This is a genomic window from Acidisphaera sp. S103, from assembly GCF_009765975.1.
Lineage (GTDB): Bacteria > Pseudomonadota > Alphaproteobacteria > Acetobacterales > Acetobacteraceae > Rhodopila.
In genome coordinates this window covers 147,009-158,857 of sequence record NZ_LMUJ01000042.1, presented here as the reverse complement: position 1 = coordinate 158,857, position 11,849 = coordinate 147,009, and the positions used below count along the sequence as shown (strand labels likewise).

General features: G+C 63.1%; 15 protein-coding genes. 8 read left to right on the top strand and 7 right to left on the bottom strand.

Features of this window, described 5'->3' with window-relative positions:
• Positions 1 to 57 precede the first annotated feature (57 nt).
• Positions 58 to 1,680: an ABC-F family ATP-binding cassette domain-containing protein gene (locus GSQ89_RS11015; RefSeq protein WP_158924965.1), complete on the top strand. Its 1,623-nt coding sequence runs from the start codon at positions 58 to 60 to the stop codon at positions 1,678 to 1,680.
• Between the two features lie 116 nt (positions 1,681 to 1,796).
• Here GSQ89_RS11015 and GSQ89_RS11010 read toward each other — a convergent pair whose 3' ends face one another.
• Genes GSQ89_RS11010 through GSQ89_RS11000 form a run of 3 tightly spaced genes read right to left on the bottom strand, consistent with a single transcriptional unit; the run spans position 1,797 to position 3,183 of the window.
• Positions 1,797 to 2,141 (bottom strand): hypothetical protein, encoded by a 345-nt coding sequence (locus GSQ89_RS11010; protein WP_158924963.1) that lies wholly within the window; start codon positions 2,139 to 2,141, stop codon positions 1,797 to 1,799.
• 9 nt (positions 2,142 to 2,150) lie between these two features.
• The gene (locus tag GSQ89_RS11005; RefSeq protein ID WP_158924961.1) at positions 2,151 to 2,702 is read right to left on the bottom strand and encodes a DUF6680 family protein; all 552 of its coding nucleotides are present in this window, start codon (positions 2,700 to 2,702) and stop codon (positions 2,151 to 2,153) included.
• Positions 2,703 to 2,754: 52 nt separating this feature from the next.
• A complete protein-coding gene (locus GSQ89_RS11000; RefSeq protein WP_158924959.1) occupies positions 2,755 to 3,183 on the bottom strand; it encodes a PIN domain-containing protein in 429 nt (142 codons plus the stop codon).
• Between the two features lie 35 nt (positions 3,184 to 3,218).
• Between GSQ89_RS11000 and GSQ89_RS38255 the strand changes: the two genes are divergently transcribed.
• From GSQ89_RS38255 to GSQ89_RS10980, 4 genes are all read left to right on the top strand, one after another.
• Positions 3,219 to 3,473, top strand: a complete 255-nt coding sequence (locus GSQ89_RS38255) for a hypothetical protein (RefSeq protein ID WP_174254847.1) — start codon at positions 3,219 to 3,221, stop codon at positions 3,471 to 3,473.
• A 466-nt stretch (positions 3,474 to 3,939) separates the two neighbouring features.
• Positions 3,940 to 4,314, top strand: coding sequence for a nucleotidyltransferase domain-containing protein (locus GSQ89_RS10990; RefSeq protein ID WP_158924955.1), 375 nt, complete (start codon positions 3,940 to 3,942; stop codon positions 4,312 to 4,314).
• Positions 4,311 to 4,715: a HEPN domain-containing protein gene (locus GSQ89_RS10985; protein ID WP_158924953.1), complete on the top strand. Its 405-nt coding sequence runs from the start codon at positions 4,311 to 4,313 to the stop codon at positions 4,713 to 4,715. The genes GSQ89_RS10990 and GSQ89_RS10985 overlap by 4 nt, the downstream gene beginning before the upstream one ends.
• Before the next feature lie 85 nt (positions 4,716 to 4,800).
• Positions 4,801 to 5,103 (top strand): hypothetical protein, encoded by a 303-nt coding sequence (locus GSQ89_RS10980; protein WP_158924951.1) that lies wholly within the window; start codon positions 4,801 to 4,803, stop codon positions 5,101 to 5,103.
• A gap of 28 nt (positions 5,104 to 5,131) precedes the next feature.
• Here GSQ89_RS10980 and GSQ89_RS10975 read toward each other — a convergent pair whose 3' ends face one another.
• The 3 genes from GSQ89_RS10975 to GSQ89_RS10965 form a co-directional block, all read right to left on the bottom strand.
• A complete protein-coding gene (locus GSQ89_RS10975) occupies positions 5,132 to 5,437 on the bottom strand; it encodes a DUF6295 family protein (RefSeq protein ID WP_158924949.1) in 306 nt (101 codons plus the stop codon).
• Between the two features lie 11 nt (positions 5,438 to 5,448).
• A complete protein-coding gene (locus GSQ89_RS10970; protein ID WP_158924947.1) occupies positions 5,449 to 6,210 on the bottom strand; it encodes a dienelactone hydrolase family protein in 762 nt (253 codons plus the stop codon).
• Between the two features lie 138 nt (positions 6,211 to 6,348).
• Positions 6,349 to 7,947 carry a glycosyltransferase family 2 protein gene (locus GSQ89_RS10965; protein ID WP_158924945.1) on the bottom strand — a complete coding sequence of 533 codons (1,599 nt, stop codon included), beginning with the start codon at positions 7,945 to 7,947 and terminating at the stop codon, positions 6,349 to 6,351.
• A gap of 147 nt (positions 7,948 to 8,094) precedes the next feature.
• Here GSQ89_RS10965 and GSQ89_RS10960 point away from each other — a divergent pair, with 147 nt between their 5' ends.
• Complete coding sequence (locus GSQ89_RS10960) at positions 8,095 to 8,892, top strand: radical SAM/SPASM domain-containing protein (protein WP_158924943.1); 798 nt, start codon at positions 8,095 to 8,097, stop codon at positions 8,890 to 8,892.
• A 99-nt stretch (positions 8,893 to 8,991) separates the two neighbouring features.
• Here the strand turns inward: GSQ89_RS10960 and GSQ89_RS10955 are convergent, their stop codons facing one another.
• Positions 8,992 to 10,248 (bottom strand): nitrogen regulation protein NR(II), encoded by a 1,257-nt coding sequence (locus GSQ89_RS10955; protein WP_158924941.1) that lies wholly within the window; start codon positions 10,246 to 10,248, stop codon positions 8,992 to 8,994.
• Between the two features lie 569 nt (positions 10,249 to 10,817).
• Between GSQ89_RS10955 and GSQ89_RS10950 the strand changes: the two genes are divergently transcribed.
• Complete coding sequence (locus GSQ89_RS10950; protein ID WP_158924939.1) at positions 10,818 to 11,231, top strand: hypothetical protein; 414 nt, start codon at positions 10,818 to 10,820, stop codon at positions 11,229 to 11,231.
• A 58-nt stretch (positions 11,232 to 11,289) separates the two neighbouring features.
• A complete protein-coding gene (locus tag GSQ89_RS10945) occupies positions 11,290 to 11,790 on the top strand; it encodes a DUF2244 domain-containing protein (RefSeq protein ID WP_256367314.1) in 501 nt (166 codons plus the stop codon).
• Positions 11,791 to 11,849: the final 59 nt, after the last annotated feature.

Genomic DNA, 11,849 nt, shown 5'->3' with positions numbered 1-11,849 from the left:
CGGTTCACGGCGGCGGGTGGTCTTGTATAAGCCCCCCGCAACCGCCCCCGAGGACCCATGATTCGCCTGGACACCATCAGTAAGCAGAACGGCACGCGCCTGGTCTTCATCGAGGCCTCGGCCGCGCTGCAGAAGGGCGAGAAGATCGGCCTGGTCGGCCCCAACGGCGCCGGCAAAACCACGCTGTTCCGCATGATCAACCGACAGGAGGAGCCGGATGGCGGCCAGATCCTGGTCGATCGCGGCGTCACCATCGGTTTCTTCAGTCAGGACGTCGGCGAAATGGCTGGCCGCAGCGCGGTCGCCGAGGTGATGGACGGTGCTGGCCCGGTCGCCGATGTCGGCGCGGAACTCGCAAGGCTGGAAGCCGCGATGGCCGATCCGGCGCAGGCGGACGATCTGGACGCGATCATCGAACGTTTCGGCGAAGTGCAGGCCCGGTTCGAGGAACTCGACGGCTACGCGCTGGAGGGCCAGGCGCGCTCGGTTCTGGACGGGCTGGGGTTCAGCCAGGAGATGATGGACGGCGATGTCGGCGCGCTGTCCGGCGGCTGGAAGATGCGCGTGGCGCTCGGCCGCATCCTGCTGATGCGCCCCGATGTCATGCTGCTGGACGAACCGAGCAACCATCTGGATTTGGAGAGTTTGATCTGGCTGGAGCAGTTTTTGGCGGGGTTCGATGGTGCTCTGCTGATGACGTCGCACGACCGGGAATTCATGAACCGCGTCATCAACAAGGTGATCGAAATCGACGGCGGCGTGCTGACGTCGTTTTCAGGCGATTATGAATTTTACGAGCAGCAGCGGGCACTGAACGAGAAGCAGATGCAGGCGCAGTTCGAACGCCAGCAGGCGATGCTGGCGAAGGAAATCGCCTTCATCGAGCGGTTCAAGGCGCGCGCGTCGCACGCCGCGCAGGTGCAAAGCCGGGTCAAGAAGCTGGAGAAGATCGACCGGGTGGAACCGCCGAAGCGGCGCGTTTCGATAGCGTTCGATTTTGCGCCGGCGCCGAGGTCCGGGGAGGACGTGGCGGCACTGCGGGGGGTGGGGAAGCGGTACGGCAACCGCGTGATCTACGACGGGCTGGACCTGCTGGTGCGGCGGCGGGAACGCTGCTGCGTGCTGGGGGTGAACGGGGCGGGGAAATCGACTCTGCTGCGGTTGGTGGTGGGTGCGACGGAGCCGGATGCCGGGTCGGTGGTGCTGGGGGGCAGCGTGAAGATGGGCTATTTCGCCCAGCACGCGATGGATCTGCTGGATGGCGAACGCACCGTGTTCGAAACGCTGGTGGAGGCGTTTCCGCTGGCGGGGCAGGGGTCGTTACGGTCTCTGGCGGGGGCGTTCGGGTTCTCCGGCGATGAGGTCGAGAAGCGGTGCCGCGTGCTGTCGGGGGGCGAGAAGGCCAGGCTGGTGATGGCGCTGATGCTGTACGATCCGCCGAATTTCCTGGTGTTGGACGAGCCGACGAACCATTTGGATATCGCGACGAAGCAGATGCTGATCGGGGCGCTGTCGGCGTTCGAGGGCACGATGCTGTTCGTTTCGCACGATCGGCATTTCCTGGCGGCACTGTCGAACCGGGTGTTGGAGCTGACGCCCGAGGGGGTGCATCAGTATGGGGGTGGGTATACGGAGTATGTCGCTCGGACTGGGCAGGAGGCGCCTGGACTGCATGGGTAGGGGTTGATTATTGATGCGGCCTCGGTTGGAGAGTGGTTGGTGCGCGTCCAGGGAGGATTCCTGGCCCCATCAAAGAAAATTTGCACCTTCCACTGCAACCAGGTGAATAGTTTCATTCACAGGTCGCTTAATTTCTTAAACACAATGTTTATTGGTCCAATCAGTGTCTGAAGCAATATGGGATTTTCGCTTAATATATCCGCCAACAGAAACGATCCCGTTATAGGAATGTCTTGTGCTGCAGCAAGCGGGATTCCGGTCTGAACAGGCGTAACTCCGGCAGGCATATGCATCGTTATATCAAAATTGATTTTGTTGCTTTGTAGGTCTTCAACATATGTGCCGCTAAACGTACCTCCAGCTACATCCGCTCCGGCAATTGCTCCATTCTGAAGGACAGTGACACCGAATCCACTACCAGCCACTCCGGTGAAGGCAATACGGAAGAATCCCTGCTGCATGCTTCTCTCCTAATGTGACTTGGATTCGACTTGTGATGGCGCGGGTGGGGGTGGAAATGGCGCTGGTGGTGTGGGAGCCGATGGGCTTGTGAGAAGAGGGCGGCGGCCGGAAAGAACCTCGACTAAAGCTTGTCGTACAGCTTGTTGCTCTCCTTCGATGTCCACCAATCCCTGAGGATAGTACCCACCATCAAGCATGTCGAGTTGCTGTAGTTCATAATTTAATACTTTGGCCATCTCTGAAAGCAATTTTGTAGTAAGCTTTCGCAATTCCTCATTCCATTTGGGAGGCAAGGGGCGAAGATGATTTATATGAGCCATCACCGTTCGATAGGCCTCTTCAACAGCAGGAACGCCATAAAATTCAATTTCAACCATATTCAAAGCGTTTACTTTGTCGGGGGAGAGAGGAATCCGTCTGGTGGCCATGAGGGCACGAAAGACCGTCATTTGACGATCTCGTTTCTGCCGATCAGCATCGATCCGGCGGGTCACGTAAACCGCAAGAACGGGGCCAGCGAGCGTAGCAATTACGATGGCTAGGCTGAGTGCTATGTCCAAGTTGTTCGTCTCCCTTTGAACCCGATTACGGAGCGTAAAGCACTTGGCTGCTTCAAGTAGCACTCCGCAACGGGTTAACGATTTCGATCCCGTCAAAGTCCTTTTCGTTATCAGTCACGACAACACACCCATTAGCCTCCGCCACGGCAGCAATAATCGTATCAAGCGCATTCCGCGGCCGACCTCTTGCTTTCCCATCGGCCATAAGCCGAGCCCAGACCAGCCCCGCCGCCTCATCGAAGGAAAGAATTCGCCCCGCGAACAGAGCTTGGGGGCCTTCCGGACCGCTGAACCAACTTTCCAACTGATCACGTCGCCTCCCAGCCGGTTTTTCCAACACGCCGCGGCGTATTTCCGCAACAGTCAGCGAAGCAATGAACAGGTCTTCGTCCGCCTGCTGCGACATCCAAGCCAGCAACGACTCGGACGGAGCCGGTTTCGTTACATTGCTGATGATGTTGGTATCCAGCAAGTACCGCATCAGATCGTGACGTTACGCCCTTCCTCACGGGGGCGTTGAAGATCGAGGTCGGCCCCAACCAGCGGAGAACGCCGAAGCGCTGCAAGAATGCCACCCGTCTTGGGCGGTTCCCCAGTGATCGTCTGGCTCACGAAGGCGCGCAACCGCGACGCCTCAGGCCCATCCTCAGCCAACCGTCGCGCGAGGGACCGGATAAGGTCGCGATCAGCATCGCGCCCGAGCACTTCAAACCGGGCAAGGCCACGTTCGCCGAGGCGCGTGCGATAGTTTTGGATAGCGCGCTTCTGTGAACCGCCCACGGCCAAGCCTCCTGGATATTTCCAGTAATATATCCGGTGCAGCCCGTCTAATCAAGGCGCATGAGGGCCGACACCCCGCGCCGGAGCCACCTAAAGCACTTCCTCGCCGACCGGACGGCCAAAGTCGACCTCATCATGAATATTCACATTGGTGACCTCTGACAGCAGCTCACGAAGGCTAAACACTGGCCCTGGGATCCGCTCCATAGCCACGCGACCACCCTCCTCGGCCTGTCCCCGACAGCCCAACCACTTCCGTCACGGCGACGGGAATGCGAACCGAGGCACCGTTACCCGATTTCTTGATCAGAACCCGCATTTGCGCCCCTTTTATCGACAACACATCGATGCCTGCTGCCGCGGCGTCAACGTTGGCCCTGCCGTCGCAATCCCGCCTCCCACCGAGGCCGACTGAAACGAGCGACAGGCTCCACCCGCCCGTGTTATTATGTAGGCCATGGCCCAGACACAAACCGCAACGGCCACCAGGGCGTTAACCGAAATCCTCCCCCATGAGGCGGCATCTCGCCTCGCGGCCTACAAACGCGACGTCCAGCGCGTGCTGCCGGATGTGGAAAAGCTGATTCTCTTCGGCTCTCGCGCCCGCGGTCAGGCGCGCGCCGACAGTGACTACGACATCGCCGTCGTCGTCCGCGATCTCTCGGATCGCCGGCATATCCGGCGCATACTCTCGGACCTGGCCTACGACCATATCCTAAGCGGCTTCTTCATCCGGCCGATCCCATTACCATCGGACTACCTTGAACCGCACGACCGGCGGCCGACAGAGTTGGCTCAGGACATCATTCGCGACGGCGTGGAAATCACGTGAATTCCGATCCCGGCCGCGCGGCGGTATCCTGGCAAAAGGCCGAAGCGCACCTCCGTGAAGCCTCGGTGCAAGATGCGTATGCTTCGCCCATGGCTGTCATCCATTCCAGCTACTACGCGATGTTTCATGCTGCCCGAGCGGTGTTGTTTCAGGCGGTTGGCAGTGCGCCAAAGCGGCACGATGGGGTCATTCAGCAGTTCGGACTGTTGGTCCGGGACCTGGACGACGCCGTGAAGGTCGCCGGGAGAGCGTTCAACGAAGTAAAGGACGAGCGAACCGCGGCCGACTACGACGAAACGATTGTGCCATCGCCCGAGGAAGCCAGGGACGCCCTGCTGGCGGCCACCGATTTCCTCGCGATCTGTGGGGTGCGGTATAGGTTCCGCCCGCATTCGCCTTGATGCGGCTATCTCGGCGATTGCGCAAGCCCTTGCGCCCAACCCCAACCCCGATCATACACCGCCGCTTTAACCAGGATCGCGACCCATGTCTGACACCACCACATTCGGCCTTCCCGAAGCAGCCAGCCGCCTCGGCGTTCCCGTCCGGGTTCTCCGCCGGGCCATCCGTGCCGGCAAAATCCCGGCCCCGGCGCATCTGAACGCCACGACCTCGCTGTCCGCTGAGTGGCTCAGCGCCGCCCAGGCCGCCGCCGCGGCGTCGCCGAACGCCCTCAGCCGAGCGCCCCGGCAGAAGGTGCCCCCGTTCGCTCGGTACAAGGGCACCTCCGCCTGGCACAAATACCCCGTCCGCGTGCGCGGCTACGCCCGCTTCAAGGCCAGCGCCTAACCCACAGGCTAAGCCAGGGCGGCGTCCCTCACGCCGCCCGAACCAGTCGAGGCACCGCGCCCTTGCCGCGCACCTCCGCCTCCTCGTAATCGGCGGCGGCGATCGCCCGGTCCAGTGCCGCGCGCAGTTCCTTCGCTGTCTCCAGCGTCAGTTCCACGCCAGCCCGTGCCCCGGCGCCCAGTTCGCCGTTCACGAAGTCCAGCGTAATCACATCCCCCAGCGGAGCATGCCGCGCGTGGTCATACGCCACCACGGTTTGCGACAGCGGGAACCATTGGTCCCCGCGTTTCGCCATGCCCTCGGCCCGAGCGATCTCGATGATCGACGTGCACATGGACGTTCCCCCTACTTCTTCGCCAGGTGCTTGCCGAAGAAATCCCAGATCTTGCCCCAGGCATCCATGCACTGCTCCGCCCGGTACAGCGGCCGGTGCCAGTAGAAGAACCCGTGGCCGGCGCCGTCGTAGCGGTGGAACTCGTAGTTTTTGCCCTGCTTCTTCAGCTCCGCCTCATGCTGGTTCACCTGTTCGGGGCTCGGTGCGCGGTCGTCGTTGCCGAAGATGCCCAGCAGCGGGCAGGCCAGGCCGGCGGTCATGTCGATCGGCGCGACCGGCTTCTTCTCGTTCAACTCCGAAGCGGCCATCACCACGCCGCCGCCCCATTGCTCCACCACCGCATCGACGTCGTGCTTCTGGCACGCATAGATGAACGCATGCCGCCCGCCGGAGCACGATCCGATCAGCCCGACCTTGCCGTTGGATTCCGGCTGCGCGCGCATCCATGCGACAGCGGCCGCGGTGTCACCGACCATCTGGGAGTCAGCGATGCCGCCCTCGGCGCGCACCTTGGCAGCGACGTCGTCGGGGTTGCCGTCACTGCCGCCACCCTCGCGCTCATACAGGTTGGCGCAGATGGCGATATAGCCATGATGCGCGAAGCGGCGGGTGGTCTCGATATACAGCTCGCTCCAGCCCGGCAGGTGATGGATCAGCACCACGCCCGGAAACGGGCCGGGACCGGACGGCTTGGCGACATAGGCCGTGATCGGCGCGCCTTTATCCCCTTTCAGGGTCACGTTTTCGCAGGTCATGCCTCGGTAGAATGACATTGTTCGTCCTCCTGTATGAGCGTGGGTGTCGGCCCCTTTGCCAGGCCGTCCAAAGCGTCGCGCCAACGGGTTGTGCCATCGGAAGGCGCCGCGACCCCACTATTCGACGTTTGCGCACGCCGCGCAACACGACCCCCCTCAGGCGGCGTAGCCCATCCAACTGCGTTCGGCCGGGTCCAGCAGCGGTTCCTCATGCACGCCGGGGGCGAACGGAGGCATCCGGAACGGGCGGCGGGCGATCGCCAGCAGTTCTTCGGTTTCATCAGCGCCGACGCCGCGCCGCAGGATCACCAGGCCCCGACGCAGCGTGGCGGACGAACTCAGACACCGCAGCGCCTGGGTCTCCAGCAGATCGGGACCCCAACCCGCTCGGCGCCATCGTTCCAGCCATGTGTCCAACATCTCGGCGGCCGGATCGTCCAGGGAAAACGCGACCATCGCTTCGGCGTGGCGGTCGACATTGCCGATCAGTGCGGCGGCATCGTCCGGCGGCAGGGCTGATACGGTGTTCAGGCACAGCACCAGGGCGTATTGCCGGCCCAGGATGAAGCCGACCGTGGGGTCATGGCTGACATAGCCGCCCTGGCGCAGCACCAGCGCCTCGCGGGGCAGGGGGCCGACGCCGGCAATGTCGGTGATGCCTAGGCGGCCGAACAGCTCCAGGTCCAGGCCGATGCCGCAGCCGACATCCAGGATCGACGCCGGCTGATGCTTCTCCGCCAGGAACCGGAACGGGGGAATATCGATCACTGTCCCCGGAATTTCATCCGGCATGAACAGCGGGTCGCGGGCACGCAACGTTTCCTCCCACGAACGGGCGACCAGCACCAGGGGATCGAGGAACGCACCGGTGGAGTAACGGCGTTCCGTGTCGATCGCCGGCGGATCGTGCAGGATGGGCGGATCCGGCGGGTGGGTCAGGCCCAGGGTGTAGCTGGGATCGGCATAGTGCAGCGACAGCGTGCGCAGGTCGCCGCCATCGAAGCCCGATCCATCCACGATGCGCCGGTACATGCCATGCCAGTGATGGGACTGCACGGTCTCGGCCGCACGCGGATTGGCCGCCAAGCAGGCGAGCCATCCCACAAGCGCCTTGGCGGTCAGTTGCGCATGGCCGCGGATCGGGAAATGCCACAACGGCAGGTCCGGCAGCAAAACGCCCGGCAGGGCCTCACCTGCTCGGGTCACGGCGTGGCTGCCCCGGTTGACCACAAGGTCGGGGCAGAACACGCCGTCGAGCCGCAGGACAGTCTTGTAGGCGGGCAGCGCCTCGACTTGGCGGCGGTGTTCCAGCCCGCGCGGCGGATCGGTGATCTTGGCATCGTCGGCCAGCACGTAGTTGCGCCAGGCGATGGCGCCGAAGCCGCCGGACGGGATCTTCTCCAGTTCCACCTGAAAGGCCGGACGGCTGGTGGCGCCGATGAATTCGTCCGCATCCAGGAACAGCACGAAATCAGCGAAATAGGCGCTCTGGGCGGTGTGCAGCAGCCGGGTCATGCGCTCGCCCTGAGTGTAGCCGAACTGGGCGCTGTCGGTGACCACGACGTTGCCCAACTCGCGCGCCAGGGCCAGGGCGATCACGCGCGTGTCGTCCACCGATCCGTTGTCGAGCACGATCAGAGCATCCAGCAGCGCGGCGTTGTGCCGCAGCATCGGCTCGATGATGTCCTGCTCGTTCTTGACCATGGTCAGGCCGATGACACGCGGCTGGCCCGACGGGCGATGACGATGGGGCACTGGGCTCTCCGTTACACACGGTGAACCCTGCCCGGGAAAAGTTAACGCATCGCTAACGTATGCGGCCGGCGGCGCGTTAACGGCTTGGCAACCAATCGGTCGTAGAACGGCGCCCGTTCGCCACCCGGCGGTCAGGAGACGACACCGATGCCATCGCTCGAATTCACCCTGATGGTTGGCTGCCCGCTGAAATGCACGTTCTGCCCGCAGGACACGCTGCGCGGGCTGTACGGCAAGAACACCAAGTATTTCTCCCTGGACGACTTCAAGACGGTGCTGGGCAAGGTGCCGAAACACGTGCGGATCGATTTTTCCGGCATGGCCGAACCCTGGGCGAACCCCGACGCCACCGCGATGCTGCGCCACACGCTCGAAGCCGGCTACAGCATGGCGATCTACACGACGCTGTACGGCATGGAGGCCGAGGACGCCGAAACCGTCGCCGAACTGATCCGAACCCACGCCGCGCAGGTCGAGGTCATGTGCCTGCATCTGCCCGACCGCAACGGCAACATGCGCGGCTGGAAATACAACCCGGTCTACGAAGCCAACCTGATCGCCTTCATCAAGCTCGGCTTGTCCGGCATCTTGCCGCGGTTCGAGGTCATGACGATGGACGCTGGCGGCAAGCCGCACCAGGACCTCGATCACCTGGGCATCCAGTTGGGCGCCTGGGTCGGCCACACAAGAGCCGGCAATGTCGGATCGGCGGCGGTGCCGGGACAGGCCATCCTGGACATGCCGGAGCGGCACGGCGCGGTAACGTGCAGCTTCACCCCGTTCTACGACCAGAACGTCATCCTGCCGAACGGCGACGTCGTGCTGTGCTGCATGGACTATTCGCTGAAACACAAGATCGGCAACCTGCTCGAACATGAGTACTACGAGATGTATGCTTCCGGCGGGTTGGCGCGACTGATCCGGGTTGGCGCGACTGATCAGTGAGAACATGGATCCGACTTTTTCCCGCAAGTCATTGTGCAAGACCTGCGACCGCGCGAAGTCGTACAGCGTCGGGCCGGCGAAACATTTCTGGCAGGCGGCCTAACCCGGGGCAATCACGCGCTCACCATCTCCCTCGATATCGGCCGAGCGCGGCAGCAGGATCGTAATCGTCGTCCCTTCACCGACCGCGCTGTCCACCCGGACGGTGCCGCCGGACTGGCGGACGAAGCCATAGACCTGTGCCAGTCCCAGGCCGGTGCCCTTGCCGACGTCTTTGGTGGTGAAGAACGGCTCGAACAGCCGGGCTTGGACATCCTTGGGCATGCCGGTCCCATTGTCCTGCACCAACAAGGTCACGTAGTCGCCCACCGTCAGGTCCGACTCGGCCATCTCAACGTGGATGTTGGCACTGCCGATCCGCAACGTGCCACCATTCGGCATGGCATCGCGCGCGTTGAACGCCAGGTTCAGCAAACCCGTCTGCATCTGGCTGGCGTCCGCCATCACCGGCCAGAGGTCGTCCGCCAGATCAAACACCACGCTGACCGAGGAACCGGCGCTGCGTTCCAGCAACTCCCGCATGTCCTCCACCAACGTGTTCACCGATAGATACGCCACCTGCAGGTTCTGCTTCCGGGCGAAGGCCACGAGCTGCGCGATCAGCTTGGCGCCGCGCTGGGCGGCGTTGATCGCGCTGTCGATCAGCCGCAGATTGCGGGTGTCGTCGATCCGGCGGCGGGTCACTTCCAAAGCACCCAGGATCGCCGTCAGCAAATTGTTGAAGTCGTGGGCGATCCCGCCGGTTAGCTGACCGATCACCTCCATTTTCTGCGACTGGCGGATCTGATCCCCCACCCGCTCCCGCTCCAGGATCTCGGCGCGAAGCTTCTCGTTGGCCGCGGCGAGGGCGAGTGTCCGTTCGGTGACGCGGTCCTCCAGTTCGGCGTTCAGCGCTTCCAGCGCGTCGCGGGCGTCTTTCTCGACCGAACGGTCGTAGAGGATTTTCAGGTATCCGATGACCTGCCCCTGTGAGTCGCGCAATGCCAGCATGCGGCCGCTGGACCAGAAGCGGGTGCCGTCGCGGCGGTGGTGCCAGCGTTCGGCGCGAACACTGATGCCGTCCCGGGCGGCTCGCATTTCCGTCTCGGGGACATGGGCGACGATATCGTCCGCCATGAAGACGCGGGCGCATGGTTCGCCGACGATGTCTTCCGGGGCGTAGCCGAGGATGGCCTGCGCGCCGGCATTCCAACTGGTGATCCGGCCGTCCAGCCCACAGGTGAAGATCGCGTAGTCGATCGCGCTTTCGACGATCATGCGATAGCGCTCACGAGCCACCCGAACCTGTGTGTCCATTTGGCGCGGTCGCAACGCCGCGCGAAGGGCACCCATCAGCACCATGGTTCGATCGATGCCGCCGGCGGGCGACCGGCACGCCGGACCAGACGCTCGCCAGTCGCCACTTCAGGGATAGAGGGCGGTCCGTGGTTGCCCAATCCTTGACGGTGCATGGCGAAAGGTTTCCTCGTCGTGGATCGGTACAACGCCGTGTGCCACACCACGGTTGCGACACGACCGCGGGAGGCAGGGCGCCGCCGGGTGTCCGAACGCAACATGAACGCCCCTTCCAGTGTGGCGGTAAGGTTGCTCGAAGCGAGGATGGTGGATGGCTGCCTCCAGAGAGCCGAACAGAGCGGTCGCGGGCCGATTCCCGGTCTTGTTTCGGTCCCCTGGCCGACACATTTGTCGAATGCAAGGCTTGCGGATATGTTGCACTGCACAATATAAGTGGGAGGACGATTTTCACATTGCCGTGGTTAAAGGCTAAGGACGCCATGAGACGACCGAATCAACACGAACCCACCCGGAACAGCAGTCCGAATGGAACGCCCGAACGGACATCGCTGGCGGCCTGGCTGCCGGTTTTGGCCGCCATGGCGATTATGGTGACCGGCTGCCTGAGCACCTTTTTGGTACTGCAACTGGATGAGTTTCGCCCGAAGGTGGGCGACATCGTCGCCTTCAAGCCAGGGTCGGCGGACGTCGATATGTGGCAGATGACGATTCCCGCGACATTGGTGTCGACACAGGGTTCGCCGCTGGCGGCGTGCTCGCTTGACCCGAATGTGATGGCGGATAAGGGCGGCAGCTTGATTGTCGAGGGCCTCGAAGACACGCCCGCTGTTGAGTACCGTGTCCATTGGGCCGGTTCCGAGACGAATCAAACCACCGGAAACTGCGGTAAATCGGCCGATCTTCTGGTGTCCCGCACCGATCTGCAGCGGTTGGCGAACGCGGCCGGTGGCTTCGGCGTCGAGAACAAGGGGATCGTTCGGTAGCAGGTTCGACCGGCTGGCGGCCTGGATACGCGGGCGCGGTGTCTGGTAGACTGGCGGAATGGTGCCGCCCCACGCTCCCGTTTTCGAAGCCCTGATCGTCCCGCACCGCAGCCTGACGCGGAAAGGTGTCATGACCGTGATCGCCGTTCTGACGGTGTTCAGTGCGGCGGTCGCGTTGCGGTTTCTACTGCTGGGTGCCTGGCCGGTCGCGGCGTTCAGCCTGCTGGAGATTCCCCTGGTTTGCGGTCTCCTGGCGGTCAATGTGCGCCGGGCGCGGGCGAGCGAGCTGATCATGCTGACTGCGCAAGAGATCACCGTGATCCAGACCGATCCGGCCGGCCGGCGAAAACAGATGTCGCTGCCGTCCGCCTGGCTGCGCGTGCAACTCGATGCGGGGCGGGGTATTCCGCGGGTGGTGCTGAGCAGCCATGGGCGCGACTGCGAGGTCGGTGCTTTCCTGCATGAACCTGATAGGCTGTCGCTGTTCGACGCGTTGCGCGACGCGGTTCACGGCGTCAGGAATCCGCGTTTCGACAATCCGCAATTGCGCGACGATTAGAGCGTTTTGTTTGATCGCATGATTCACGCGCTCTGGACGTCCCGCCCAGCGCGATCATG

Excerpts from the sequence above, each read along its gene's own strand:
- GSQ89_RS10975 (WP_158924949.1), bottom strand. The coding sequence starts at position 5,437 with ATGTGCACGTCGATCATCGAGATCGCTCGGGCCGAGGGCATGGCGAAA.
- GSQ89_RS10990 (WP_158924955.1), top strand. The coding sequence starts at position 3,940 with ATGGCCCAGACACAAACCGCAACGGCCACCAGGGCGTTAACCGAAATC.
- GSQ89_RS11015 (WP_158924965.1), top strand. The coding sequence starts at position 58 with ATGATTCGCCTGGACACCATCAGTAAGCAGAACGGCACGCGCCTGGTC.
- GSQ89_RS11010 (WP_158924963.1), bottom strand. The coding sequence starts at position 2,141 with ATGCAGCAGGGATTCTTCCGTATTGCCTTCACCGGAGTGGCTGGTAGT.
- GSQ89_RS10970 (WP_158924947.1), bottom strand. The coding sequence starts at position 6,210 with ATGTCATTCTACCGAGGCATGACCTGCGAAAACGTGACCCTGAAAGGG.
- GSQ89_RS10960 (WP_158924943.1), top strand. The coding sequence starts at position 8,095 with ATGCCATCGCTCGAATTCACCCTGATGGTTGGCTGCCCGCTGAAATGC.
- GSQ89_RS10945 (WP_256367314.1), top strand. The coding sequence starts at position 11,290 with ATGGTGCCGCCCCACGCTCCCGTTTTCGAAGCCCTGATCGTCCCGCAC.
- GSQ89_RS11000 (WP_158924959.1), bottom strand. The coding sequence starts at position 3,183 with ATGCGGTACTTGCTGGATACCAACATCATCAGCAATGTAACGAAACCG.
- GSQ89_RS10980 (WP_158924951.1), top strand. The coding sequence starts at position 4,801 with ATGTCTGACACCACCACATTCGGCCTTCCCGAAGCAGCCAGCCGCCTC.
- GSQ89_RS10955 (WP_158924941.1), bottom strand. The coding sequence starts at position 10,248 with ATGGACACACAGGTTCGGGTGGCTCGTGAGCGCTATCGCATGATCGTC.